Source organism: Thermofilum uzonense (genome assembly GCF_000993805.1).
Lineage (GTDB): Archaea > Thermoproteota > Thermoprotei > Thermofilales > Thermofilaceae > Thermofilum > Thermofilum uzonense.
The window spans coordinates 802486-828265 of record NZ_CP009961.1; the positions used below are offsets into that span (position 1 = coordinate 802486).

General features: G+C 47.0%; 27 protein-coding genes. 12 read left to right on the forward strand and 15 right to left on the reverse strand.

Going from position 1 to position 25780, the window contains the following annotated elements; genetic code table 11:
• Positions 1 to 42: 42 nt before the first annotated feature.
• The 3 genes from MA03_RS04045 to MA03_RS04055 all read left to right on the forward strand — a co-directional run bounded on the left by MA03_RS04045 (position 43) and on the right by MA03_RS04055 (position 4005).
• The gene (locus MA03_RS04045; RefSeq protein WP_052884049.1) at positions 43 to 2178 is read left to right on the forward strand and encodes a transaldolase family protein; all 2136 of its coding nucleotides are present in this window, start codon (positions 43 to 45) and stop codon (positions 2176 to 2178) included.
• A gap of 65 nt (positions 2179 to 2243) precedes the next feature.
• Positions 2244 to 3335 carry an ABC transporter ATP-binding protein gene (locus MA03_RS04050; protein ID WP_052884050.1) on the forward strand — a complete coding sequence of 364 codons (1092 nt, stop codon included), beginning with the start codon at positions 2244 to 2246 and terminating at the stop codon, positions 3333 to 3335.
• A gap of 34 nt (positions 3336 to 3369) precedes the next feature.
• Positions 3370 to 4005 (forward strand): HAD family hydrolase, encoded by a 636-nt coding sequence (locus tag MA03_RS04055; RefSeq protein ID WP_191118762.1) that lies wholly within the window; start codon positions 3370 to 3372, stop codon positions 4003 to 4005.
• 17 nt (positions 4006 to 4022) lie between these two features.
• On the opposite strand, the gene MA03_RS04060 is transcribed toward MA03_RS04055, so the two are convergent.
• Positions 4023 to 4925, reverse strand: a complete 903-nt coding sequence (locus MA03_RS04060) for a carbon-nitrogen hydrolase family protein (protein ID WP_052884052.1) — start codon at positions 4923 to 4925, stop codon at positions 4023 to 4025.
• 106 nt (positions 4926 to 5031) lie between these two features.
• Between MA03_RS04060 and MA03_RS04065 the strand changes: the two genes are divergently transcribed.
• On the forward strand, positions 5032 to 5592 hold the full coding sequence (locus MA03_RS04065; protein WP_191118396.1) for a flavin reductase family protein: 561 nt from the start codon (positions 5032 to 5034) through the stop codon (positions 5590 to 5592).
• A gap of 28 nt (positions 5593 to 5620) precedes the next feature.
• On the opposite strand, the gene MA03_RS04070 is transcribed toward MA03_RS04065, so the two are convergent.
• The 5 genes from MA03_RS04070 to MA03_RS04090 form a co-directional block, all read right to left on the reverse strand.
• A complete protein-coding gene (locus MA03_RS04070) occupies positions 5621 to 6376 on the reverse strand; it encodes a hypothetical protein (protein WP_052884054.1) in 756 nt (251 codons plus the stop codon).
• Positions 6373 to 7155 carry a hypothetical protein gene (locus MA03_RS04075; RefSeq protein ID WP_052884055.1) on the reverse strand — a complete coding sequence of 261 codons (783 nt, stop codon included), beginning with the start codon at positions 7153 to 7155 and terminating at the stop codon, positions 6373 to 6375. Before MA03_RS04075 ends, MA03_RS04070 begins: the two co-directional genes overlap by 4 nt.
• Complete coding sequence (locus tag MA03_RS04080) at positions 7156 to 8154, reverse strand: ABC transporter ATP-binding protein (protein WP_052884056.1); 999 nt, start codon at positions 8152 to 8154, stop codon at positions 7156 to 7158.
• Between the two features lie 169 nt (positions 8155 to 8323).
• Positions 8324 to 9433 (reverse strand): MFS transporter, encoded by a 1110-nt coding sequence (locus tag MA03_RS04085; protein ID WP_052884057.1) that lies wholly within the window; start codon positions 9431 to 9433, stop codon positions 8324 to 8326.
• 114 nt (positions 9434 to 9547) lie between these two features.
• Positions 9548 to 10420, reverse strand: a complete 873-nt coding sequence (locus tag MA03_RS04090; RefSeq protein ID WP_052884058.1) for a lysine exporter LysO family protein — start codon at positions 10418 to 10420, stop codon at positions 9548 to 9550.
• Positions 10421 to 10488: 68 nt separating this feature from the next.
• Between MA03_RS04090 and MA03_RS04095 the strand changes: the two genes are divergently transcribed.
• Positions 10489 to 11199, forward strand: a complete 711-nt coding sequence (locus tag MA03_RS04095) for an SDR family NAD(P)-dependent oxidoreductase (protein WP_052884059.1) — start codon at positions 10489 to 10491, stop codon at positions 11197 to 11199.
• Positions 11200 to 11502: 303 nt separating this feature from the next.
• On the opposite strand, the gene MA03_RS04100 is transcribed toward MA03_RS04095, so the two are convergent.
• The 4 genes from MA03_RS04100 to MA03_RS04115 all read right to left on the reverse strand — a co-directional run bounded on the left by MA03_RS04100 (position 11503) and on the right by MA03_RS04115 (position 15449).
• Positions 11503 to 12240 (reverse strand): HAD family hydrolase, encoded by a 738-nt coding sequence (locus tag MA03_RS04100; protein WP_052884060.1) that lies wholly within the window; start codon positions 12238 to 12240, stop codon positions 11503 to 11505.
• A 144-nt stretch (positions 12241 to 12384) separates the two neighbouring features.
• Complete coding sequence (locus tag MA03_RS04105) at positions 12385 to 13098, reverse strand: DedA family protein (protein ID WP_191118398.1); 714 nt, start codon at positions 13096 to 13098, stop codon at positions 12385 to 12387.
• Positions 13099 to 13168: 70 nt separating this feature from the next.
• Positions 13169 to 13579, reverse strand: coding sequence for a thioredoxin (trxA, locus tag MA03_RS04110; RefSeq protein WP_236944841.1), 411 nt, complete (start codon positions 13577 to 13579; stop codon positions 13169 to 13171).
• 91 nt (positions 13580 to 13670) lie between these two features.
• Positions 13671 to 15449, reverse strand: coding sequence for an alpha/beta hydrolase family protein (locus tag MA03_RS04115; RefSeq protein ID WP_052884061.1), 1779 nt, complete (start codon positions 15447 to 15449; stop codon positions 13671 to 13673).
• Between the two features lie 94 nt (positions 15450 to 15543).
• Here MA03_RS04115 and glpK point away from each other — a divergent pair, with 94 nt between their 5' ends.
• The 5 genes from glpK (at position 15544) to MA03_RS04140 (ending at position 19756) form a co-directional block, all read left to right on the forward strand.
• The gene (gene glpK, locus MA03_RS04120; protein WP_052884062.1) at positions 15544 to 17118 is read left to right on the forward strand and encodes a glycerol kinase GlpK; all 1575 of its coding nucleotides are present in this window, start codon (positions 15544 to 15546) and stop codon (positions 17116 to 17118) included.
• 71 nt (positions 17119 to 17189) lie between these two features.
• Entirely contained in the window at positions 17190 to 18353 is a 1164-nt protein-coding gene (locus MA03_RS04125; protein WP_052884063.1) for an FAD-dependent oxidoreductase, read from the forward strand.
• Positions 18354 to 18363: 10 nt separating this feature from the next.
• A complete protein-coding gene (locus MA03_RS04130; protein ID WP_052884064.1) occupies positions 18364 to 19035 on the forward strand; it encodes a succinate dehydrogenase/fumarate reductase iron-sulfur subunit in 672 nt (223 codons plus the stop codon).
• Positions 19036 to 19041: 6 nt separating this feature from the next.
• Entirely contained in the window at positions 19042 to 19422 is a 381-nt protein-coding gene (locus MA03_RS04135; RefSeq protein WP_052884065.1) for a hypothetical protein, read from the forward strand.
• Entirely contained in the window at positions 19409 to 19756 is a 348-nt protein-coding gene (locus MA03_RS04140) for a hypothetical protein (RefSeq protein WP_052884066.1), read from the forward strand. The genes MA03_RS04135 and MA03_RS04140 overlap by 14 nt, the downstream gene beginning before the upstream one ends.
• 64 nt (positions 19757 to 19820) lie before the next feature.
• Here MA03_RS04140 and MA03_RS04145 read toward each other — a convergent pair whose 3' ends face one another.
• Positions 19821 to 20954 (reverse strand): hypothetical protein, encoded by a 1134-nt coding sequence (locus MA03_RS04145; protein ID WP_052884067.1) that lies wholly within the window; start codon positions 20952 to 20954, stop codon positions 19821 to 19823.
• 133 nt (positions 20955 to 21087) lie between these two features.
• On the opposite strand from MA03_RS04145, the gene MA03_RS04150 reads away from it, so the two are divergent.
• Positions 21088 to 22125 (forward strand): UDP-2,3-diacylglucosamine diphosphatase, encoded by a 1038-nt coding sequence (locus tag MA03_RS04150; protein ID WP_052884068.1) that lies wholly within the window; start codon positions 21088 to 21090, stop codon positions 22123 to 22125.
• Positions 22126 to 22193: 68 nt separating this feature from the next.
• On the opposite strand, the gene MA03_RS04155 is transcribed toward MA03_RS04150, so the two are convergent.
• The 4 genes from MA03_RS04155 to MA03_RS04170 are packed head-to-tail and all read right to left on the reverse strand — an operon-like array spanning position 22194 to position 25153.
• The gene (locus MA03_RS04155) at positions 22194 to 22682 is read right to left on the reverse strand and encodes a hypothetical protein (RefSeq protein ID WP_052884069.1); all 489 of its coding nucleotides are present in this window, start codon (positions 22680 to 22682) and stop codon (positions 22194 to 22196) included.
• A gap of 11 nt (positions 22683 to 22693) precedes the next feature.
• Complete coding sequence (feoB, locus tag MA03_RS04160) at positions 22694 to 24691, reverse strand: ferrous iron transport protein B (protein ID WP_052884070.1); 1998 nt, start codon at positions 24689 to 24691, stop codon at positions 22694 to 22696.
• On the reverse strand, positions 24673 to 24909 hold the full coding sequence (locus MA03_RS04165) for a FeoA family protein (RefSeq protein WP_052884071.1): 237 nt from the start codon (positions 24907 to 24909) through the stop codon (positions 24673 to 24675). Before MA03_RS04165 ends, feoB begins: the two co-directional genes overlap by 19 nt.
• On the reverse strand, positions 24851 to 25153 hold the full coding sequence (locus MA03_RS04170; protein ID WP_191118399.1) for a FeoA family protein: 303 nt from the start codon (positions 25151 to 25153) through the stop codon (positions 24851 to 24853). Before MA03_RS04170 ends, MA03_RS04165 begins: the two co-directional genes overlap by 59 nt.
• Positions 25154 to 25306: 153 nt before the next feature.
• Between MA03_RS04170 and MA03_RS04175 the strand changes: the two genes are divergently transcribed.
• Entirely contained in the window at positions 25307 to 25759 is a 453-nt protein-coding gene (locus MA03_RS04175) for a metal-dependent transcriptional regulator (protein ID WP_052884072.1), read from the forward strand.
• Positions 25760 to 25780 lie beyond the last annotated feature (21 nt).

Here is a 25780-nt window from a genome sequence, read left to right on the forward strand (position 1 = left end):
TTCTACTATGCAATAAATAAGGTTTTAACTCCTTTATTTTTCATGGACACGAATATCTACGACTATCGGTCAGCGTTTAGACGAGAGGAACTCCCTGAGACCCCACCGGTGTCTGACCAAGTTTCGCTCGCAGTCTACGTGGCTCTAAGGGGTTACCCGGATCTCGGCGCTGACAACCTTTTGAACCCGAGGCTTGCAACGCTTTACTCACGGGTTATAGGTGAAGTAAACCGGGTAGTTCACCTTTCAATGCTAAGTGCCTTCGAGAAAGGAAACTTTCTAGAGAGTTTAAGGCTTTACTACTTGCTGGGGGAGCTAGCACTAAACACAATCGGAATGGAGATGAGGTGGGCTGGCATACCCCCTGGTGAGAGGAGTAAATCACTGGAATTTATTCTGGGCGAAATAGCTAGTCTTGAGGAGCTCGAGAAAAAGAGTTTTGGAAACACACGTGTAGCAGCTGAATCTGTGAACGGTTACCTTGACGACATGAGGAAGGTGATGTCTAGCAACCCCAAGGCCAAAAGCATGCTCGCCTGGATGGCAGACGAGGTCTCTAGACACATAGATCCTGATCATCCGCTCTCAAGCTTCATAATAGCTATGAGAAGCCTCATAGACGGGAACGCCTATTACCGAATGACCCTCAACGGCCTATGCCGTTTTGGGAACGACTATGCTTTAGGCTTGAGATGGCTTAGGAGGCTGGGGTTCGTCCAGGTATCCACTAACCCTGTCCTGGCAGCTGAAGCGTACAAGGACGATCCTAGGCTATGGGAGAGATACGAGGAATATCTTTCAAAGCATCCCGAACTGCTCGAACGCCCAGAGGAAAGGGCAGACGATCTCGCCATGACCGCTACACTGCTAGCCCTGATCCCTAACATGGAGGTCTTCAGACCTGTTGCATTCCTGCTAGGCTTTAAGGACGGGATGGTGAGCTACCAGTTAAACCCGAACTTTGCCGAAAGTGTCGAGGATAGCATACGGGACGCGTTGAAGATATACTCCCTCGCCGCGCAGTACTTCAAGCTCTACGACGCGTACCTGCTATGGGGCTGGCCTGACGGCATGACAAGGGGTAGACCAAACATAGTATTCAAGGTTGCCGGGAGTGGTGCAGCCTCACTTGAAATAACAAGGATCCTTGAAAGCCTAGGGATTGGAACCAACAATACCGTAACTTTCAGCGTGTCCCAGGAGGTTAGTCTAATCCTCGAGAAGATAAGAGGCAGGTCTGAGGCGGCAAAGAGAGGGGTTAGACTCACCAAGGTTTATATGACGAATATGGGTGGCAGGCTCGAGGCGCATCTTCGAGAGGTTAAGGCGGCAGAGCTCATCAGGACTGCTCTGAGGTTCTATGAGGATCCTGAGGGCTCGCTCCTTGAGCTGGCTAGAAGTCTGGGTGTCCCCGTACTGGAGAAGGGGGGTACTTGGAGGGGGCCGAGTGGCTGGGGTTATGACATCGTGGCAAGAACGCTTGATGAGAAGGTTGAACTGGTGTCTAGCCAGGCTTATCTTAGAACACTATTGAATGATGCCCTCATAGACTTCCTCGCGCGTGTAGGTGTTTGTGGAGCCAGTAGAGATGAGGTTAGAGAATGCCTTGAGGCATGGGAGCGTGCCTTGTCGCTAAGTGGAACCTTCGTCGCTCAGCGGGTCTGGTATCTCTTTTTCGATGAGGAAAACAGGAGGTTGTGGCTCTCCTATATAATGAGGAAGTATGGACTTAGTGCTGAGCAGGCAGAGGAAGTTCTAGATGGGATCGACGTGCTTCCAGCCTCGAAGAGGAGGCCGGAGGACACATACTACACTCTCTCGGCTAGGAACATGACCAACACTGAATTCCCTAATCATCAGCTTAACGTGCACTTAGAGTACCAGAAGAAAAGTCTAAGGCTAGAGGACCTGGCTGAGGCCGTTAGAGTCAACTGGGGGCCTGAATCTCTCGACCTACTCTTGAAGATGCCTGAATTTAGGAAGGCTTACGAGGTGACCCGAGAGATAAAAGCAGTACTACTAGAGGTAGGCGTTAAGGGGGCTGGAGAACTAGGGGAAGAGGGGCTGAGAGTTGATGAGTGGAAGTCCTTCGGGCCTAGGGAGAAGACCATGAGGGGGTTCACTGAGGCTTATAATAAATTCCGGGAAGAGTGTTTGAAAAGAGCTAAAAACGTTTAATAATAACCACTATGATTAGGGTTAACATATAAATATGCATGGTTAACTATAAAAATTGAGAAGACATGGCCCGTGTAGCTGCAAAGGATCTTGTTAAAAGGTTTGGGAAAGTCCTTGCAGTGGATCACGTGAACTTTGAGGCCCGCGACGGCGAATTCCTAGTGCTGCTAGGACCCAGTGGTTGCGGCAAGACGACGACGCTGCGCATGATAGCTGGACTCGAAACACCTGATGAGGGAGAGATATATATCGGGGAGAAGCTCGTAAACGATCTACCTCCAAAGGACCGCGATGTAGCCATGGTTTTCCAGAACTACGCGCTGTACCCCCACATGAAGGTCTATGATAATATTGCCTTTCCTCTCCGCGTAAGAAAAGTACCTAAAGACGAAATCGATCAGCGCGTGAGAGAGGTCGCTAAGCTTCTAAGAATAGAAGACCTTCTCGACAGGTATCCACGACAGCTCAGCGGTGGCCAGCAGCAGAGGGTTGCATTGGGCAGGGCTCTCGTCAGGAAACCTCAGGTCTTCCTGATGGATGAGCCGTTAAGTAACCTTGACGCCAAGCTCAGGGTTTACATGAGAGCAGAGCTTAAGCGACTCCAAAGGGAGCTCGGTATAACAACGATATACGTTACTCATGACCAAGCAGAGGCAATGACGATGGCGGATCGCGTAGCAGTGATGAACGAGGGGAAGATAATGCAGCTCGCGGAGCCCGCAGAGCTTTATTATAAACCTGCCAATACCTTTGTTGCCGGGTTTATAGGGGCGCCAGCGATGAACTTCATTGAAGCCTCACTTGTAAAGCGCGATGGAGAGTATGTTCTAGATACGGGGGTATTTAAGGTTCCACTACCAAAGGATTTTGTCCAATTTATAGAGGAGGCAGGGGCGCCGTCAGAAGTAATTTTAGGCATTAGGCCTGAGCATATCGAGATAAGCCGTGAGAAGACGCCTGAGGGGTTTGAGGTAGAGGTTTTCGTTACGGAGCCCCTGGGCTCTGAGACGATTATTGATTTCAGGCATGGCGATGCTATAGTAAAGGCTAAGTATCCAGGGCTTTTCGAGGCTAGACACGGCGATAAAGTCTGGGTACGTTTCAAGATGAAGGAGGCACATATATTTGATAAGAAGACGGGTAAGGCTATCGTGTGAAAAAATTTTTCTACCTTCTCCTTTATCCCAAAACGTGCTTCGTAATCGCAGCAGAATCTCGGTGGTCAGCTTTGACCTAGACGGAACTCTAGTAACACGAGAGTATGTTGATTATTTCTGGCTTGATCTTGTCCCGCGGCTTTATGCTGAAAAGTATGGAGTCGAGTTGGAAGAGGCAAAGAGAAAGGTCTTCGCTTCATACGAAGAGATCGGGTCCCGTGATACACGATGGTATATGCCGAGCTACTGGTTCAGGCGCTTTGGGATCGAGGAACACCTTGAGATGGCTCTTAGAGAAGCCGCTGAGAGGATAAAGCCTTATGAGGACGCTCTCGAAACCGTGGAAAAGTTAAGCGGGAAATACACGCTCGTCATCAGTACGAGCGCCGCGAGAGACTTTGTAAACCTGGTCTTAGAGAGAGTGCCATTTTACCGTTACTCCTTCAAGAGTATTTTCTCGTCATCCTCAGACTTCGGCCTCGCGGGTAAACCGCCTGCCTTCTTCCGGAAAATCTTAGAGCTTTTGAATATCGATAGTTCCGAGATGCTACATATTGGGGACGATGAGGAAAACGATCTTAAAAACGCATTAGAGGCCGGGATAAATGCTGTGCTTGTCGAGCGTAATAAGGGTCACGATCTTAGAGTGCTTCTAGACGGTATTATATAAAAACAGCTGTCACAAAATCATTTCAAATTCTCTTCGATTTCCACTGCTAGAGTTTGAGGTATCCTAGGATTATCTGCTCTAGCAAGGTATCCTGTTCCATTCATCGTCTCATCTGGTTTTGCAACTATGCTACTAAGGCCCTCGAATTCCAAGTCAAGGATTCTGCCGACGCCCATAGGGTTTATCCCGTACTTAAGCTCCGGGTATTTCTGGACCATTAACCAGCTGCTATTCTTCCACTCCCTCTCCACTCTTTCATCCCATGGTTCGGGGTTAGCGGAGGGCTGGACAAGAATATTGGCGCCCTGCCTGACCAGACGTGAGACAACATCGTCCTTGAATGCGTCTAGGCATATAGCCACGCCGAGTCTAGCCTCATTGGCTCTGCAAACGCTTATAGTGTTCAGATCACCTGGGGTTATCCCTAGTTGTACCTCGGGTATGTCTAGGTGTACCTTAGCTTGTTTACAGATTACTTTACCCTCAGCGTTGAAGACATAAGACATGTTGTAAATCCTGCCAGGTTCGACGGGTTCGATTAGCGAGCCAGCCACTATGACAGACTTGTATTCGAGGGCTAGCCTTCTAAAAGCCTCCATGTATGTTTTCCATATATCCTTCCATTTCACCGTGAGAATAGCTTTTTTGAAACTTCTGGCCTGTAAAGCTTTAAGAATGAAAGAGGGGAATCTCCTAATAGCGATCTTAGCTAATGCCTCGTCGATTTTCCCTACTCCCAGTCTTTCATCCATAAAAATCAGAAATGTCCCGATGTGTTCTGGGAATGTTACTATGCTGCCCTCAAGCCTGCCCAGCCTCGACTCCGCATCTGAGAAATGTTTTTCAAGAGACTCTAGGAAGACCTCCAAGCTATAATATTTCTCGAGCTTGAACTCGTATTGTACAGCTACCAGCTTCACGTGTAATACTTATCTGCATTGGGATTTAGCCTTGACGTCCCCACGGTCCAGTTGAAGTTTAGATAGCCCGTTTAGTTTATAACCGTGAACAGTGGACTTAGACTACATGTCTAATATCAAATATATTGAAGTCGATATAAGAAGGCATACAAGGCTCCTACACCCCAAGCTCGTGGTCTTGATAGTTACGTCGTCTAGCACTGGGAAGATAAACATCATGCCTGCAAGCTGGGTGATGCCTACAAGCGTAAATCCTCCACTCGTTACTCTCGCATTATCGCCTCGCCGGTACACTTATGAGCTTTTACAGTCGAAGAACGAGTTCACTGTGAACCCTGTATCCATGGACATGCTTAAGGTAGTCGACTATACTGGATCCGTGTCAGGACGAGAGACTGACAAGCTGCGGGGTACTGGTATTAGGCTCCTAGAACCAAAGGCCTTATCGACTCCCTGCATCGATGATTCACTGGCGTGTATTGAGTGCAAGTTGTGGGCTCAGTATCCCGCTGGGGACCACGTGCTTGTGGTGGGGAGGGTTATGGCTGCACGTGTGCTCGGTAAGGCTTGGAGAAACGATAGTTACGTCTTAGATGTTGCAAAGCCTCTTTTCCATCTTGGAGGAGACAACTATACTACAGTTACAGGTGATGTTTTCGCTCCTTAACCGTTGGATTTCTACCAGAAAGAGTTGCCTAGTGTAGAGCTATAGCCCTGTATCCCGCGCGTTTCTTGACTAGCTTTTCAACACTCCTCGAATAAGAAATAGCGAATAACGAAAGTACGATTGTTGTAACGGTGACCGCAAGGAAGACGCCGAGCGGCGGTTTTCCAGAGACGCACTGCCTTGCCACGTAGCCTGGTCCTAGGAGTGGTAGAAATGCAAAAGTCTGGAGATTTCCAGCGGGATAGTTTGCGAGTAGAAGCCCCAGATAGGCTAAGGCGGCTATATCGAGAAGAGCACTGGGAACGCTGGTTAACAGCACTGTTGAAGCGAGTATCGCGCCGTATGCTGTGGCTTGGGTCCAGAGTATAAGAAGGGAGAGTGCGAGAAGCCAAGGCGAGGAAATCTCTAACGGGTTAAACCCGAGTTGAAATGAAATGAGCAGCGTGAAGAGTGAGGAGAGCCCTGTAGGAATAGCGATAACAAAACTCCTGGATGCTGCTGCAACCACTGGAGAAACGCCTGAAAAATCAAGTGGCTCAAGGAGGCCAAGCTCTGACAGGTAATCAATCCATCCTCCTATCATCCACCCTGCATTTGCTATTATACTCCAGGCCGCTAGGGCCCAAAACACTTCTCTAGCGTATGTGGGGCCTTGAGAAGAGTACGCTCCTATAAGGAACACTGCCATCCATATGGAATCGGTGACTGAGCCAGATAAGATGCTTAGAAGGTATCGGCGAACCCTAATAGCGTGGAGCCAGATCAAGGGTTTTATTTTCCTCAAAGGTGGATCCCCCTCCTAAGCAGTTCAGACTCACCCTTAGAGACTAGAAGGTATAGGATAGAGTTTAAGAGGATACTCGTTGTTAAATACATTATAGCTAGTCCGAGAAGCGTCTGGGCGCTGGCACCATTCTCTGTGATCAATTGAATGATCTCGAAGAGATACGTAGTCGGGAATAGCCGTGATAGTAGCTGTAGCCAGGGTGGTAGGAGCGAGACGGGGTACAGTGCACCAGAGACTAGAAGGATTAGTGGTGCAAGCCAGTCTAGCCAGACTGTCTCTTCCTTTGATGATAGTACCGTGTAAGCTATAAGGGAGCTGAGACCCAGTAGGGGTAGAACCCCCACCAGTGAAAAGAGTAGGAGGATGAGTAGAAAACCAGCAGAGTGGGGGGAGTTAAGGACAAATAGCAGTGGGAGAAACTCGAGGGCCTTTAATACGGATTCGAGGATGTACTTTGGCAGGTAGCTGAGGAGCAGGGAGAGGAAGGGTGAGGATGGCGCCGAGATTATGTAGGGGAGTATTCCTAGAAACCTTAGAGAGAGCGCGTTGGAGGCTACATCCCAGAGTATGTCAATGGAGGAAACTACGAGTATACTGATGAGGACGTTTCTAATTATGCTGAGAGGGTTAGTGGAGGGCTCTATGGCGAATAAAGCTATTAGGACGAGGTAGGGTCTGAGGAGTAAAACGGATACGAGGAGGGGGGAGCGTTTGTAGAGTGAAAACCAAAGGAAGATTCCTGCTTTTATTTGGCATAGGAACAATTTGAGATCCATTCACATCGACCTGTGAGCTGTCAGTGTTATGAAAACGTCTTCGAGAGTTGGCTCTTTTACAGAGACACCACGAACCTTTAAGCCTTGACTCCTGAACTCATGGACGATTCTCTCTAATGCTTCATCTGCGGCTTTAACAGGCACTACAAGTGTTAGTTTTTCGACTGTACCGTCGCGATGGTGCGTGCTTAGCCTTATGTCTTGGAAGTTACTCAGAACTTTCTTTAAGGACTCCTGTGGTGCGCCTGAGAGTCTCACCTCGACGAAAACAGAGTCGGCTACACTTTGCTTTAAAGCGTCGACGCTGTCTATCGCGATTATTTTTCCATCAACTAGTATGGCGACCCTGTCCAGTAGAATCTCTGCTTCAAACATATTGTGTGTTGTGAGCAGAATCGTTCTGCCTTGCTTATGCGCTAATTCCAAGAGGAGCCCTCTAATCCTCCTGGCCGAGACGGGGTCTAGCCCGAGGGTGGGCTCGTCCAGGATTAAAACCTCAGGGTCGCTTAAGAGGGCCCTGGCAATGCTTAGTCTAGCCTTCATTCCCAGGCTCATCTCCTCATACATCTTGTCAGCGTGTTTTACGAGGCCCACCTCCCGTAGAACCTCATCAACACGAGTCTTCAGCCTTGGACCTTCTATACCGTAAAGCATTCCGAAATACTTCAGGTTCTCCCTTGCGGTAAGCTTGTAGAAAAAACCCTTTTCCACGCTCATCGAGATTCCTACACGCTTCCTGACTTCGTCCCTCTCCTTTACCACGTCATAGCCTAGGATGCGTGCTTCTCCGCTATCCGGTAGCAGGAGTGTGGCTAGTATTTTTACAAGGGTTGATTTTCCGGCACCATTAGGGCCGAGGATGCCGAATACTTCTCCCTTTCTCGCAGTGAAAGATACTCCTCTTAGAGCCTCAACTACCTTGACCTCATACTTCAGGAACCCTTTCCGGATCCTCGAGACATACTTCTTCCTCAATTCTGATACGATAACCGTTGACATTTGGACACCTTTACCTTTAATCCCTTAGAATATTCCGTTCCTCAATATTCTATGTATGACGGTGTTTAAATAATATTTCACATGAGGTTTGGGGTAGTTTCCTATAAGAGATTGATTAAGGATTAGCGTGGATTGCTTATGGTATACCCCGTGAAGGCCCGGAAAATTATCAGCTAGAGGCATTCTTGATTTTCCTGCGTCTGTAAATTATAGTGCCCGGTAGCGCTATTAGAAGCGAGAGCATACTTGAGAAACTTATGGGTTCAGCATGCAGTAATACATGGCTCAGACCGCTGATCGGGGGTGCGATTGCATATCCTAGTCCTATGAATGACTCGAAGAGCGAGGTAGCCCTCTCAACGCCTTGCCCCCGCTTGAAAACTTGTTCAAGTGCTGTAGCGTAGATCACTCCCTGGGCGTAACCTATGAGCATTGATGTGAGGACTACTAGGAGTGGTTGTTGAGTTTTTGTGAGAAAGCCTCCTACTAGGAAGAGAGCTGAGGCTAATAACGGATCCCGTACAAGGACCGGAATCCTTTCATAAAAAAAGAAAGTTATCGTCCTTGATAGGAGCATTGAGAAATTCACAAGGGAGATGTAGTCTTTTGATAAACCGTTTCTTTCAACGAAGAGCGGGTAAAATGTGAAAACGCCGCTTGCAGAGGACGCATAAGCTAGACAGTAAAGCCAGGGAGTCACGAGTAGAAGCAGTGAGAAGATATTGTTATCATGCTTGACTTCTGATTCATTAACAGATACCTTCTCATTGAGTTTCAGTGCAATAAGAGCCTGTATAACTGAAAGAAGAGCGTAGCTGGCGAATAAAAGCCTCGCATCGAAGCGTAACAGGGTGGATGTTAAAAAGGCGCCGAGGAGGGAGCCAGAGCTCCAAGAGAAGGAGAAAAGCGAAACACTTGTCCCGCTGTGCGACATGTACGTCTCTAAGGCCGGCCAGAAGACACCAAGGCTTAAAAGAACGATGCTTGCAGCTAGTAAAATGCTATAGAAATCATGGGAGAACAGGTGAGCTGCCAGCCCCGCCGCAAGTATCCCGAAAGCCAGGACTATTATCCTCCGTGCACCTATCCTTGAGTATAAGCCTGCCGACGCCAATGCGCCGGGAATGTAGACGAGCGAGGCAAAACCAGTTATAAGGCTTATCTCTAGTTCCCTCAAAGAAGAGAGATAGGCATAGACTACCAAGGTAGGTATAAAGACGGATTGAAGAAAGGAGGCTACGAATGATGAAACATATGCAACTCCAAAATCTCTGGGCATCCTGCCACCCGTATTTAAACACATATAAAAATTTTTGAAAGAAAAACACTCTAGGAGCTTACAAGTACTCACGCATGGGTCACTGTCTTCATACGCATCAATCCTAGAGCATCGTTAGGCCAGAGGCCCCACGATAAATCCTTGAAGGAAGGGGATGAGAAGGGTAAGTACGAAGCCGTGAATTATGCTAACCACTGAGGCCTCCTCACCGTACACGTAGCCGTAGACGGGAAGCGTGTTGTCCATGGTTGTAGCGCCTCCAAGGCTCACCATAGAGAGGAATGGTTTACGGAGTAGTGGAACCAGGATAAAGGTGGCCTGCTCACGTAGAACATTGACCAGGAACGCTGTGAAACCCCATAGGGGCCCATATGCTTGAGCTATGAAGGGGCCGGCGAAGCTATACCACCCTAGACCGAAAGCAATGCCAAGCGTGATTCTGGGGGGAACGTTCAAGATGTACGCTGCTAGAAGCCCAGAGATAAGAGCGGAGGTCAGGCTCAGCATCGCTGCAGTGAGCGCCGATCGCCCTCCACGTTTTAGTGTCTCAAGATTTATAGAGTTGGCCACAGTCAGGCCCGTCACCGCTATAACGAGATAAACCTCTAGTGCAACGACCTCCTCTACAATATCTTGAGGCAGCTTTGCACCGGATAGGCCGATGAGCCAACCTGCTATAACAGCAACGATTAGGGGTATGTCTACTCGGCCTTTTGGCTCGGCTATCGCATTATCCGCGCCTCTTCTGTCAACTAGGTATCCTATTGCTAATAAAGAGAGTATGATGAGAGATAATATAAAAAGGGAGGTAGCCGTGCTTTGGAGAATAACTCCTAAGCCGTTTAGTGTGGCCCACATAGAAATCGTGAATACTAGTATCAACACTATTATTCTGAAAAGGATTTCTGGAACTCTCAGCCTCAAGGCTTTACCTATAAATATGGTTATTGCAAACACCACCATTATGCCCAGCGATCCTACCTCCATATAACGCATTGAAGCATTACATGCAGGATTTTTAAAGATTTTTAACCCTAGAAAGGATAGTTTACAATATGCGACAGAGCCTTTACGCTCTAATTACGGGGGCATCAAGCGGCATTGGCCTTGAATTGACGAGAAGAATGTTAAAGGAAGGATATCAAGTTCTGGGCACCGGGAGGAATAAGAAAATACTGGAACAATTAAGAGGGGAATTCGCTGATAAGTTCCAGTACGTCTCTTGCGATCTCGCCCAACAAAGCTGCCTTCAAGAAATAGTAAACCGCGCGAGAAACGACTTCGGCAGATTAGATGTCCTCGTAAACAATGCAGGTTTTGCTTACTACAAACCGATTCTCAATCACACGATCGAGGAAGTGGAGGGAATCTTCCTAGTGAACACTATTAGACCCGTCCAACTCATCATCTCCTTACTGGACATTATGCCTCCGAACAGCCTGGTCGTAAATGTGGTCTCGCCAGCGGCCTTTGTTCTCTTAAAGAACATGACAACATACACGGCCACTAAAGCTGCGCTACATATTCTCTCGCTTGAACTTGAGAGGGAATTGGCTTCTAGAAAAATAAGGATGCTAAGAGTTTACCCCGGAGCAACGTCCACTTCCTTTTTCGAGAGAATTAACTTGAATACACCCTGGTATTCTCTAAAAGCTGAAACCGTAGCAGACAAGATATTGAGATGCATAAAAAAGCGATGCAGAAAACTCTACATACCCTGGGTATTGGGGTTCCTAGAGTTATTCTCACCGAAAATTAGAGTGTAGGAATTGTTGGTCACCTCACTCATCATTAATCATGACTTCTTTTACTCAAACCTTTTTCATCCAATCTCCTCATCTAATAATGGTAGAAAAATCTTTATAGATTGATAAAGATTTTTCAAATTTCTAGTAGTCGGTAAAATAGAAAAAATATTTTAGTTTTGGAAAGTCGCTAAAAAGACTTCAAGAAGCCATATTGCGATACTTCTGCCGAATGGATCGTGAAAACTTGTATCAGAATGATCTTACACGTGAAGTCTCTGAGAACAGATAATTCAAAGCCATGGATAAAAAGTTGCAAGAGTTCTAGGGTTTTTCTTTAGCCGCTTGCTCCTTGCCTACCAGTGTCTCATAGAGTATGCAGAGGTTGTCAAGCACGATAATGTCATCTCTTAGAGGAATGCTTGTGTTGAGCATACCTGTCTTTACAAGTACAGCCTTAAAGCCAGCCTCTGCTATACTGTTCACATACTCAGCCCTATCATCTATGTGAGCTACTTCATTATAACTTAAGCCATATTGAGAGGCAAGCCTAGCTAGAGCCTCGATCCTTGAGGGATAGTCTTCTGGGACAACAGCTATCAAGTCGAAAAACTTCGAGAGACCCCCCAACTCGATTCTTTTTCTCTTCATCCCCGGGACTCCGTCACCACCTGAGACTGTTACGACTATTTTCCCTATTGCTTTCAGTTGACGTAGCACGCGGACCGCGCATGGTAGTGTCTGGGAGGCTTTTACCCGTGCCTCTAGTAGGAGCTCGTTGAACTCCTCACGCTTCCCGATTAGAGTTATGCCGTTTTTCTCGGCGGACTCTATTAACAAGTCGTACATCCGGGAATAATCCATTGTCGCGTTTTTCTCGCGTTCGTACCAGGCCTCAACCGCCATATTCGAAACAGGCTGGAGCATGCCTGGAGGGACGCCAAGGTACAAGAGCAGTATCTCTATAACGTCTCGCATGTAGCTATAACTGTCTATGATCGTCCCGTCGATGTCGAATGAAAACATTTTCACGCTTTCAACGAGGGATTTTAAATCCTGCATGGCTACCAATGCTTGATACCCCTGATGTTAAAAAAGTTTAGGGCACATGCGCAGAGAAAATAGGGGCTACGGAGCCTATTGGGCCGATAAAAGCTTAGAAAGCCTATTGCCTGGAAAAACTGTTTAACCAGGGGGTATTAAAATTTATGAACGCTGGTACTCCTTGCGATTTCTAGTTTTATATATGTAGAAAGCCAAGACAGCTATTATTGCGAGTACAATAACTACATAGTCTAATACCCTAGCGTATTTTTCGATGACAACCCAGTGCTCCCCCAAAACCAACCCAACGTACGTGAGAGCAAGATTCCACGGGACAGAGCCTAGAAAGGTGTACGCTAGGAATTTAGGCAGGTTCATCCGCGAGATGCCAGCAGGTAGAGAGATAACTGTCCTCACTGCTGGGAGCATCCTACCAGTGAAAATGATAAGGCTCCCGTATCTTGAGAAGAGCTGTTGTGCCTGTGCCACCTCGGGCTCTCCTATCATGAAATATTTCCCGTATTTTTCTATGAACTTGAGGCCGGGTCCTTCGCCCAGCTTGTAAAGAATAAAGGATCCAACTAGATTACCAAGTGTACCTGAGAGAACAACCAAGGTCAAGTCCATCTTCCCGCTCCAGACCAGGAATCCTGCGAAGGGCATAACGATCTCGCTTGGGATTGGTACGAGTGCGCTTTCTAAAGTCATCAATATGAATATTCCCAAATACCCTATTTTCTCTATAATGGCTGCCGAGTAAAGGACAATGATTTCGAGCAGTGAGTGTCCATGTAAAGTGTGAATTATATACACGGATCCAGCCACTATAACTGCTAGCGAGAGCAGTAGGGGGACGAGTAGGCGTTGCCTGAGCATTTCCTAAAGCACCAAAGCCTTCAGTAAGCTCCTATTAAAAACCATTACTAGGGCTACTCAATATAGTCTTCTAGACACTTGAAAAGTAGGAGTTAAGCAGTCCCGTTATGTTCCTATAAAGCATGGGCGAATATCCTATAAAACGCCTTGCCTCTTTCCCCCTGTGGAAGAGTAGGAGGGTCGGTATACTGTAGACTTCAAACGAGGCGGCAACGTCTGGGTTCTCGTCCACATTTATCTTGACAACAGCTAATTTGTCCCCGTATTCCTCACTTATCTTTTCGACTACGGGCTCGACTAGTCTGCAAGGACCACACCATTCAGCCCAGAAGTCAACTAACACAACCCTACACTTGGACAAGGCCTCTTCCAGCTTAACCTTGTCTCCTCTTTTCTCAACAGTACACTTTTGTTCTACGGGCTTTTTGGTCAACATTTGTTTTAATAAACGCTGCTTTATGAGTTCAAGATCTCCGCTCATACCTTCCACGCAAAAAACGGAATGTCTTTTATTTTCACGTGGCAAAATCTTGATCAGTTATAATAAAAATAAGAAAAAATTTGATATGAGTCTAAGGAGGCATGGCAACGTGGAAGGCGGCAAAAGCCACGTTGTACCATGTTATTAGTAGTGCAGCTATGAAGGCGCCTATCCAAGCATTTCCTGTTCTCCTGTTATAGTACGTAATAATAGAGACAGTTATGATGCTTATTATAGGGACAACGATATAGTAAATCATTGCTAGGGGTACGCCTCCGAATACATAGTTCCATGAGAGTGTCTGGGGCATTCCAAGGTATAAGGGTATGTAGTAGTAGAGTAAGAATCCGATAGAACCCAGGGAGATTATCAAGGAATTAATTATTATTTCTTTTGACAGGCTGACATTTCCAGCCTTAAATCTCATAAAACCATAGAAGAGGACTGCTATAACCAGGTAGTAGAAAAGGAAAGGTAGGAAGTACATAACTGTGAAACCGAAACGAACCATGCTCATGGGCCTCAGAACAATGGGCTCTGGTAACCCGGCGAGAGTAAATGGAACCCTGAAGAAGGCATAGCAGTATGCCAGGGTCAGGTATACAGGTGCTAAGACAAATACTGCGAAAACAAAGCTCTTCAATATCTTCTCGAGAGGAAGTTTTAGTCCTGTGTTCTCGAAGTTAAATCCCTTCTTCTTTAGACTAAGGTAATAGAATACTGCAAGGAGAATAACTGTCACTAACGCAACCGTGTCCATCCACGCTAGATAACGGTTCGTCGGAGCTTGAGGGGTGAGCACGTTCAAGAATAGTGGATTCATGCCCCACTCAATGAATGTTGGGAGGAATAGGAGCGGTCCTAGCAGGGTTGTAATTGCAGCGGCTATCCAGTAGCTACTACCTGTGAAGCCTCTATACTCAGGTGTTGGGGCGGTAAGGTCTTGGAAATATTTTGTGTCAAGGAGGAATGTCCCAAAGGAGAATATGAAGGCGACGGCTGCTAGAAATGCTATGCTTGTGAATAGTTGTTTTAGCGGGAAAATAAGGTCGTTTCTAGGGATGTCTTTACCTCCTTTAAGCGTCATTTGCATCCATTCAATAACATTGCCTATGCTAGTCGGATCATCTGTAGAGGCTGCGTGGTCGATGTATGGGCTGTAGAGAATTCTGGCCGTGCCCTTTGAAATATCACCGTATACTTTCCCGGGCACTATGTCCTCGCTGACGTTGAAGATCTGCTTAAGAACAGGGGATCGAGGTATATCTTTTCCTGTAGGCACCTGCAGCCAATACGGTGTGAATTCGTCGGCGAAGGCCATCTGTATTGCAACGTTTTTAAGCTTGGGAGCTACGCTTGGAGGAAGCACGTAGGAGTCCATATAAAACATTGATTTGTAACCGTCGGGGACCGCTAGGGCGGCGGCTTGTATTGCCCAGCCACCCATGGACATCCCTACTAGTCCTATGTTGTTTTTATCAACGTAGGCAAGCGACCTCAAGTAGTTTAAGCCTGCAACCGCACCATACGAGAACAAGCCTACAGCTCCCTCTGAAAAACCGTGTCCCGTCATATCTATTGCCAAGACGACGTAGCCTCTCCTGGCTAGCTCTAGCGCGGTATTGTCCATGTATTCTTTTTGATTATTGTAACCATGAATGGCTAGTATACCTGGTGCGGGCTTCTGCGGTGTTGCATCTGCTGGGACGTAAAGGTGTGCGCTGATGAGCTCGTTGTTTGGACCGTAGAATCTGACGTCTTGTACAGTTACGTATCCGAAGCTACTCATGACGGAGTATGCGAGGAAAGAACTTATGATCATTGTTAGAAGGAGGGCCAATGATATTAATCCCGGATTGATTTTCGTCATTGAGCCTAATGGAATCTAACATATATTTATGTATTTTGTAAGCTATGTTAATAATGGAAAACTTATTAGAGTTTCTATACTAAATATTAAACGCATGAGTGAAAAAATCCTCGTTATAGATCAGGGGACAACTGGGACGCGTGTAGCTATTTACGACGAGGAGGGGAAACCCGTACAAGGGGGCTGGGCTTACAGGGAGCACTCACAGATCTTTCCAAAGCCCGGTTGGGTTGAGCACAACCCTCTAGAGATTTGGGAGAAAACACTGATATGTATGAAGGAGGTTCTTGATCGCTCTAGGATTAGAGCAGAGGAAATAGCCGCTATAGGTGTGACCAACCAGCGTGAAACTGTTGTGGTTTGGGATCCGCGTACAGGACAGCCCCTTTACAACGCCATAGTCTGGCAGGACAGAAGGACCGCACCTATCACTGATGAGCTCCGCCGGGGACATTTCGAGCTGATATATGAGAAGACTGGCTTGGTCCCCGATCCGTACTTTTCAGGTAGCAAGATCAGGTGGTTGTTGGAAAACATCCCGGGCCTCCGTGACAAGATGGGTAAGGGAGAAGCGCTCTTTGGAACCATTGACTCTTGGATTATCTGGAACCTGACCCGAGGGTCGCCGAACACGTTGACCCCGGATAAGGGCGGTGCCCACGTCACGGATTACTCTAACGCTTCTAGGACAATGCTCTTCAATCTGCATAAGCTGGATTGGGATCCAGAGTTGTTGGAGCTATTAGGTGGCATCGACGTGGAAAGTCTTCCTCTACCTAGACCTTCAAGCGAAAGAGATGCCTACGGCTACACGGGACCAGAAGTTAACGGTGTGTTTAATGGAAAAAGTGTACCTGTGACAGGCGATGCAGGGGATCAGCAGGCAGCCTTGTTCGGACAAGTGGGTTTCGATGAGGGGGATGTTAAGTCAACGTATGGTACGGGGAATTTCATACTCTTGAACACTGGGAAGAATGTCGTCAAGTCCAAGAATAATTTACTTTCAACTGTTTTTTACAGCCTTGAGCCGGGGAAGGCGACTTACGCACTCGAAGGTAGCATATTCATAACGGGTGCCGCGATTCAGTGGCTTAGAGACGGTCTTAAACTAATAGAGGTTTCACCGGAGATTGACCCACTAGCGGAGTCTACCGATGACACTGGGGGATTGTACTTTGTCCCAGCTTTCACTGGTCTTGGAGCCCCATACTGGGATCCCTACGCTAGAGGATTAATAATCGGTATAACGCGTGGAACCTCGAGAAAACATATTGCAAGGGCTGTTATAGAGAGCATTGCATACTTGACGAGAGATGTTATAGAGGCGATGGAGAAAGACATCGGTGGTAGGATCAGGATCTTGAAGGCGGACGGCGGAGCTGCTAAAAGCAATGTCTTGCTTCAATTCCAGGCCGATATCCTCGGCGTCGAAGTCCAGAGGCCTTTGATTAGCGAGACAACATCGCTCGGCGCGGCGTACCTAGCAGGTCTTGCGGTTGATGTTTGGGAGAGCCTTGACGAGATCCGCAAATTATGGAGAGCTGAGAGAGTTTTCAAACCCCAGATGGATGCGGGGAGAAGAGAAAAACTCTACAGCGGGTGGAGGGCTGCGGTTAAGCGTTCACTCGGCTGGGCCAAGGAGGTTCCCTGGGCTTATGGGTATGAGTAAGAAAATAATATATCTTATTTTAAATATTTTTGTTACAAAAAATTGAAATACTATGTAGGGGTAATGTCGCTGTGGAAAGACGGGACAAGGAGATACTAGTCATCGGCGGCGGCGTTACGGGTGCAGCTATAGCATATGACCTTGCCCTTCGCGGGTTCAAGGTTCAGGTTGTCGAGAGGGGCTCTCTCGGCGCGGGGACGAGTGGGCGAACTCATGGACTCTTACATAGTGGTTGCAGGTATATTGCCGACGTGGAGGTTGCACGTGAGTGTTATGAGGAGAATGTCATATTGAGGAGGATAGCGCCTTTCCTCTTCGAAAAGAATGGAGGGCTTTTCATCGCTATTACAGAGGATGATTTAAAGTACAAAGACTTTTTCCTAAAGCAGTGTGAGCGGGCTCGGATACCTGTTCGCGAGGTATCAAGAGAGGAGGCGTTGCGCCTTGAACCTAACCTTAATCCTGAACTCAAGGCAGCAGTAGAGGTGCCGGATGGAACCTTTGACCCCCTGAAGGTCATCTTGAGCTTCGCGGCTTCGGCTAAAAAATACGGGGCTGAGTTTAGGCCTTACAACGAGGTAGTAGGTTTTAGAGTCTCGGATGGTAGAATCGTCGGAGTACGTGTCCTGGACAAGGTAAGGGCTCGGGAGTACGAGCTTACCCCTGACTTCATCATAAACGCGACAGGTGCTTGGGCTGACAAGGTTGCAAGGCTGGCAGGCGTCAGGGTTCCCGTGAAGCCTAGCCCGGGGGTAATGGTGGCGCTGGATGGTAGGATTGGGTACATGGTGTTTAACAGGCTTAACAAGCCGGGGGATGGGGATATAATAGTTCACCATAGAGGGACTAGCGTCGTGGGAACCACTTCGTGGGTCGTCGAGGATCCAGACATTGTTAGAGCTCCCCAGGATCACGTAGAGCTGATGATCAAAAGGGGTTCCGAGCTAGCTCCGATCGTGTCAAAGCTGAGGGTGAAGGCTGTATACGTCTCGTCTAGGCCACTAATAGGAGAAGGAGCGGCCACGACTGGAAGGGAGGTTAGCAGGAGCTTTGCAATACTGGATCACTCTCGTGACGGAGTCGAGAATTTCGCGAGCATCATAGGTGGGAAGTTTACTACTGCGAGGCTTATGGCCGAAAAAATGGGTGATTTTGTTGCCGAGAGACTTGGCGTTTCTGTGCGGTCCAAGACCTCGGAATTACCCATGAGCCCCTACTGGCTCTACTTCGAATAGGTGAGAATGGATGAAATACAAGGTTGTGATAAGGAGATATAAGGATGGAAGGATTAGCTTCGATACCTTCGAAGTAGAGGCAAATCCCAGCGAGAGTGTTCTTGATGTTGTCGAGAGAATAAGCATCGAAAAGGACAAGACACTGGTATTCGAGCACGCTTGTCACCATGGCGTCTGTGGCGCTTGCGGGATGGTGATTAACGGTGTGGAGAGGCTTGCCTGCATCACGAGGATCGGAGACGTGGCTAGGAATGGGGTTGTTGTACTTGAACCCTTAAGGGGCTTTAAGGTGATAAGCGACCTGGCCGTGGACAAGTCGAGAATGTTTGGACGTTATAGGCATGTGGCCCCGTCTACACTTGAAAAGCTCGAGTTAAGGTTGAATAATGCTGTGTCAATTCCGCGGGAAAAGCTATACGACTGCCTGGAGTGCGGCATCTGCTATTCAGCATGCCCGATTGCTAACACGTTCCCCGAGTATCTCGGGCCTTCATTGCTAGCCTTGATCTCTAGGTCGGGCAACGAGAGAGTTCCACGTGTCGTAGACTCGCGTAGGGGTGTCTGGGGGTGTCATGCGGCTTTCGAGTGTAGTGTTAGGTGTCCTGTAAACTTCAAGCCCGGGGAGTCGATCCTGAAGCTTAGAAGGAACATTATTAGTGGTAGGGTTAGGGTTGAGGGGTGAGGTTTTGTGGGTTTAAGAGATGCTTTTACTAGTTGGTTTAGGATTAAGGGCAGAAGCCTGGAGCATGTAAGTTTCGCTATCAGGAGACTGACAGGTATAATTATGGCATTCTATCTTCTCGGCCACCTTGTTGACATTACGACGCTGCTGGCTGGACCCGAGGCTTACTCGCAGCTTTTAAACCTCTTTGCCGGGCCCATGGGAGTCGTGATAGACTCGTTTTTATGGGCTGTACTCGTTATTCATGGAACTCTGGGTATCTATTCCGCTATTGTTGAAATGGGGTTCCTTCTAGAGCATAGGCGTAAACTTCTCGTTATTGCATGGATCTGTGCTCTCTTATTCATTCTGCTTGGTGTAGAGGTGATTATAAATGTCCTCAGGTAGAAAAAGCCTTGGATGGATCTTCCAGGTAATTACAGCGGTAATCCTAGTCGTAGCTGTTCTTGCCCACCTCTTACGCGTACACATCTGGGGCTCTTATAAAGGGCTGCCAACATACCAAGACGTGATAGCGGCCTTCAAGAACCCTCTTGTACTCGGCATGGAACTCGTCTTGGCCGGTGCGGCTATCTACCACGCCTTGTACGGACTCCACATGGTTCTAGTTGAAGCTAACTTAGTGAAAGAAGAAAAATCTAGGAAAATTCTAACCATATTAGGTTCAGCTATGTTCATCTATGCATTAATCCTGTCGATTATCCTAGCAATTAAACCATAAACTTGACTTTAGAACAAGTCTAGGAAAAAAGTTAATTTATTAAAAAAATGGAAAGAAAAAAGTCTTATTTTCTTTTACCCTGTGAGCTCTGTGTTAGTGGGTTTTCCTCGTGCTCCTCATCATTGTCTCCGTGTCCTTTTTTCTCGAGGCCTGGCGGAAGGATTTTCTCCTTAGGGGGTTTTGAGGCTGTAGGTATATCCACCTCCTCTTCTATCTCTTTCACGTGTTTACCCTCCTCTTTGACCTCTTCTTTTATCTTCTTCTCGATCTCTTTGATTTGCTTTGATATGTTTTTGGACATGTTTCTTACCTCGGCTTGTATCTCTTCCAGCTCAGCTGCTGTTTCATTGATACCTGTGCGAGTCCGATTGCGAACCTCCTTTAACTTGGGGATTTTATGAATTATTAGCGACTGGTTAAGGAATGCTGTGTCATTCTTCTTTAAGAGGCCTAGCTTCATCGCCTTGATTACAGTGACGTGTAATGACTGTCTGTTTAGCTCAGCGTTTACAAGTCCGAGGATCTTTTTGACAACTGCAAGGTTTTGGGCTAAAATGGACACAGTGATGTTACCTTGGGCAAGCTGGTTTCTCGTCTGGGCTAGTATTGTCTTAGCATAGTCAAGCAGTTGGAAGACAAAGGTGAGGTTGAACTCTGACTGATTTAGCTTTGAAAGTGATGCTTCGAGCGCAGTTACTCTAGCCTCAAGTACTTGAAGCTGCAGGAGTAGTGCTGTCTTGTTGAGGGCTTCCTCAACCTCTTTTACCTCGGTTTGGTTTAGGTGTTCCTCTGCTTCCTCAAACTCTAGATTTATTCCAGCTTTCTCAGCGAATTCCTCTAGGATCTCAATAACGTTATCATAAGTGTTTATAGCATAGATTGCATAAAGCTTGGCTCCCGTAAAGTTTCCTGAGTTGTATAACTGGATGCTTAAGTTCAGGTATGTGTCAGCCTGGCTGAGTAGTCCTTCAATCAATGATAAGTTGAGAGACTTTGTCATGTTCAACAGAGACTTGTTTGCGCTCAGGACAGAGAGCGTGACGTTTAGCCTCTCGTAGGCTATCTTTTTGAGCTTTTGGGCATTCCTTATCAGTATTTCGACAGAGTTATCTTTTGAGGCACTAACGCTCGCAGAGTAGGATAACATCGAGGCTAGCAGCAGTGTTACCAGTAGCATGCCTACCAATTTTTTGGTCATGGCTTAACCCGGCACTTTAATCGCGGAGGGGGTTATTTAGGAAAACCATGGAAAAACATGAGAAAAGATCTTTTCATAACGAGAAAAACTACATTAGGTTTATTGCCTAGAGTGAAAAAGCCTTCTTGATGACATGAGGATAGGCTGGCTGGAGAGCGAGATAGGAAAAATACTTGAGGTTGAATTAACAGAGGCTGAGGAAGCAATAGCTATATCAGATACCCATTTGGGGCTAAAGTACAAGGGTAGAGAGCTTTCTAAGAGCCGGGAGCTCTCAGAGTTTCTCGAGAAAATACTAGGGGACAATAATGTGAAGTTAATAATACTCCTAGGCGATATTTTTGACTTTTGGAGCGCAAAAGTAGGGGATATCATTAGGAGCGCTTACGATCCTGTAAAAGTCTTGGTTGGCTCTGATAAAACGATAGTTTATGTCGCGGGTAACCACGACAGGATAGTCTCATGGATAAAACTTGAGAGTAGTCGTGGGAAAGGTGACATTTACACAGTTCCGGATTTTTTCATCCTGAACGTGGACGGAAGAAAATACTTGCTGCTGCATGGACACCAGCTTGATGCTCTTTTTACAAGATTTAAGGGCTTGTGGAAGATTCAAAGCTACGTGTATATACTTTCAGAGTCGCTGTTCTCGCTACCGGGGCCATCGGAATGGATGCTTGCCGCTTTGAGCGCTGGATCACTTGCATTCCTGCTAGCATCTATAACTGCGGACAATGTGTTACAGGAGTTTATCCTCTTCCTGGTATCTATCCTACTCCTCTCCCCTCTTCTAGTTATGTTGTGGAGGAAACTACAGGACAGAATATGGTATGGTCTTCTCGAGGAATTAAATATGAAATTATCAAAGAGTAGGCTTCGCGGGAAAAGCCTTAGACACTTGTCTGTAAGCAAACCGCTCAACCGCTTCCTCCGATCCCTTGAAAGTATACCCCAAATCGGGCGAATCGATGGAGTAGTATTAGGACACACACATGTGCCAGAGCTGCTAGTTGAGGAGGGGAGAGTTTACGCCAATACTGGATCCTGGATCGAAAACGGACACAACAGTACCTGTACCTTCGTTAGGATCACGTCTCACATGATCACACTTGGAAAATGGGATAATGGGAGAGAAACAAAGATCCACGAGGCAAGTTTACCTGGAAGCTGATTACACATTAGCTCCTCCAAGTGGACAAGCTCTTGTACTCTTGAATCAAGTAAAGATAAATTAAATCATTACTCTGATTTTTGGCTCTCTAGATTTTTTAAAGTCAAGATGAGCAGGGGCAGGGAAGCTAGGCCAAGCCATATTTCGGGTCTCAGTATGCCGGTTTCAAGGGTTCCTTGTGTTAACCACTCCCATGTAAATTCTTCCCCGGAGATATGGGAGAGATAAGCGTTGAGGCCATCCGCACCTATAATGAGCATATATACTACACTGTAAGCCCCGGCAAGGAGCGCACCTACGAGTGTGAAACCCAGCGATTCGTTCCTCCCCTTTAAGAGGTCTAGGCTCCTGAGATATACTGCTCCAATTGTGAGGGATGAGAATCCTCCAAAGAGGTCTCTGCTAGGAAGATACGGCAAGCTTAAGTTTCCTGAAGGATCTATGAACCAGTTCCAGATGGCCAGGATAAACTCCGCTAAGCCAATTACAACGTAGAGCAATCCCATGATCAAAGCATATACAACCAGTATTCCTTGATTATTCCGGGTTCTTACCATTTTTCTTCACCTCATGCGAAACCTAACAGATGACCCACGATTATAATCGCGAAAGCAACAACATATGCCAGTATCATTGAATAGACGATAGCAAACAACGTCCACTTCAGCGAGTTAGTTTCCCTGTATATCGCTGCGATAGTCGCGACGCAAGGCATGTATATGAGGGTAAAGGCCATGAATGCGAAGCCCGTGAGTGGAGTGAAAATCCCCTGACTCCTAAGAGCCTCAGGCAACCCCGTCGCCTCGGCTCCAAGGAGTAGACCGAAGGTTCCCACGACTACCTCCTTGGCCAGAAAGCCGAAGAAGAGTGCTACGACAGCACGCCAGTCAAAGCCAAGAGGACGGAAGAGGGGTTCAAGTGTGCGGCCCAGCATTCCCACGTATGACTCCTCGAGGTGTGACCCCCATGGATAACTCGAAAGGAACCACACCACAATCATGGTAAGTGTTATTATTGTCCCCGCCTTCTTCAGAAAAAGTGAGCCCCTTTCCCACATGTGTAGCGCAGTATTCCGTAGAGTTGGTCGTGCGTAATGTGGTAACTCTAGGATGAACGGTGAGGGTTTACCCTTGAGTATTGTCCTCCTGAAAAGGAGGGCCATAATTAGGGCTAACGCTATTCCGAGGAGATACATCGAGTAAACGCCTATAGCTGCATAAGATCCCAGAACAGCCGAGCTTATTAGAATATAGACGGGTAGCCGAGCGCTACACGACATTAACGGATTAACGAGTATTGTTATTATTCGGTCCTCATCACTCTCTATTATCCTGGTTGCCATGACTGCTGGGACATTACAACCAAAGCCTAGAAGCAAGGGGATAAACGATTTCCCGTGGAGACCCAGCCTATACATGATCCTATCCATTACGAAGGCAGCCCTTGCAAGGTAGCCGCTGTCCTCGAGAAGTGAGAGCCCGAAGAACAGGAAGAATATAGGTGGAATGAACGTCAAGACGGCGCCAACACCTCCCAGGAGTCCGTTAACCACGAACCCGGCGAGTTGCTCATTTGGTATGGATGCGGAGGCTAATGTGCCGAGCCAGCCAAAGAACATTTCTATCAAACTCGTGAGGGGTGCTGAGACGTCGAAGGTAAACCTGAAGAGGAGCCACATAGACGATAGGAAAACAGGTATTCCTGCATACTTGTCTAGCAGCGCTTTGTCGAGTAGGTCGGTGACCGTTAATGGTTTCGCTCCTCTTACAGTTTTACCAAGCACGCCACTTATGAACTCATAACGTGCCTCAGCTAAAACTACGCTAGCATCTCCGCCGAGTTCCTTCTGGAGGCTCTCTTTGAGGGCTAATATTCTTTCCTTTTGAGAACTTTTCTCAATCTCTTTTAATACTTCTTCATCACTCTCTAACACTTTTATAGCAAGCCATCTTGTAGGATACGCTTCAGCGAGTAACTTGTCTTCTTGGATGAGCTGCTCCATTCTTGAGATTATTTTCTCGACGCGTTCATTATAGCGTAGCGTGCTACCTCTCCTCCTCTGTTTTGAGGCTTCAAGGATGGCGTCTAACAGCTCCTGCATACCTTCCTTCGTCGTTGCGATTGTCGGTATAACCCTTACACCAAGCATTTTCGAAAGGCCCTCAACGTCTATTTGAAAGCCAAGGCTCTTTGCCAGGTCATACTTGTTCAAGGCAACGACGACATTTGCCTCAAGCTCGAGCAATTGAAGTGTCAGGTATAGATTTCTTTCGAGGTTCGACGCGTCGACTATGTCAACCACGACATCAGGCTTCTCCTTCACTATATAGTCACGCGCTATCATCTCGTCAATAGTCTGAGCGGTCAAGCTATATACTCCAGGAAGATCAACAATCTGGATATCCTCTCCTCTATGCCTGCATCGCCCCTCCTTCTTCTCAACAGTTTTACCAGGCCAGTTTCCGACGTGAACCCTACCCCCCGTGAGATTGTTGAATATTAGACTTTTACCGACATTAGGATTTCCAATGAGAGCTACCCTTATAGTCACGGCGATCCACCCCATTCGACAATAATCTTCATCAGAATACCTCGCCCCACCATGACTCTAGATCCCCTCACCTCTATGAGAACAGGCCCCGCAGAACCAGAATGAATGACTTTTACCTTGGCACCAGGGGTAAGGCCTAAATCTAAGAGCCTCCTCATAATGCCCATACCTCCTCTAACCTCGACGACTATGGCTTCCGCGTTCTCCGGAAGAAACGCTAGCGGGAGCCTCACCTTCCCTCACCTCATTCACAATGACGTATATGTGCTCGCTTTCACTCTTCCTCAAACTAATATTGTATCCCTTAACAAGATACTCTATAGGGTCACCCAATGGTGCCTTTCTGAGAACAACTACCTCCGCGCCCTTGACAAAGCCCATATCCATCAGCCTTTTACGTAGAGTTGGCTCGCCTGTGACGCGTGAAACGATACCTTTTTCTCCAGGTTTCAAGGAAGCCAGAGGTTTTTCGCTCATTTTCCCCCCATTGAGAAATTTTAGGTTTCACTAATATTTATTGCTTGCCCTAAAAAATTTAGGTTCATATTTTTGCTCTGAGATCAATGAGAGGACAAACCGCTCGCATCGGAATACTTAAAGAAGAGAGAATAATGTAAAAAATAGGTTTACATGAAACTTAAGATCACTCCCCGAAAAGAGGACTACCTCCGAGCAATCTACAGGATTACAAAGGAGAAAGGCTATGCTCGAGTGAGAGATATCGCTAAAGAACTTGAGAAAAAGCCCTCAAGCGTGGTCGAGATGGTTCGCAAACTACAGGCAGAGGGTTATGTCAATTATGAGAAATATGGAGGAGTGACTTTGACTCCCAAGGGGAAAGAGGTTGCCGAGATAATTGAAATGAGATACTACACGTTTCTCAAGCTACTCAGGTTAATACTCGTACCTGAAGACATTGCTTTAAAGGATGCTCATGTTCTTGAACACATGTTGGACCCTAAAACCACCTTGCAGTTTATAAGATTGGTTGAATTTCTTGAGACAAGATTCCAGAACTTTGAAGAGGAGTTCAGTGCTTACTGCAGGAGAAAAAGCCATGGCTTGGTTCATGGTACCCTTTAGTACGTATTAAAAGTTATAATA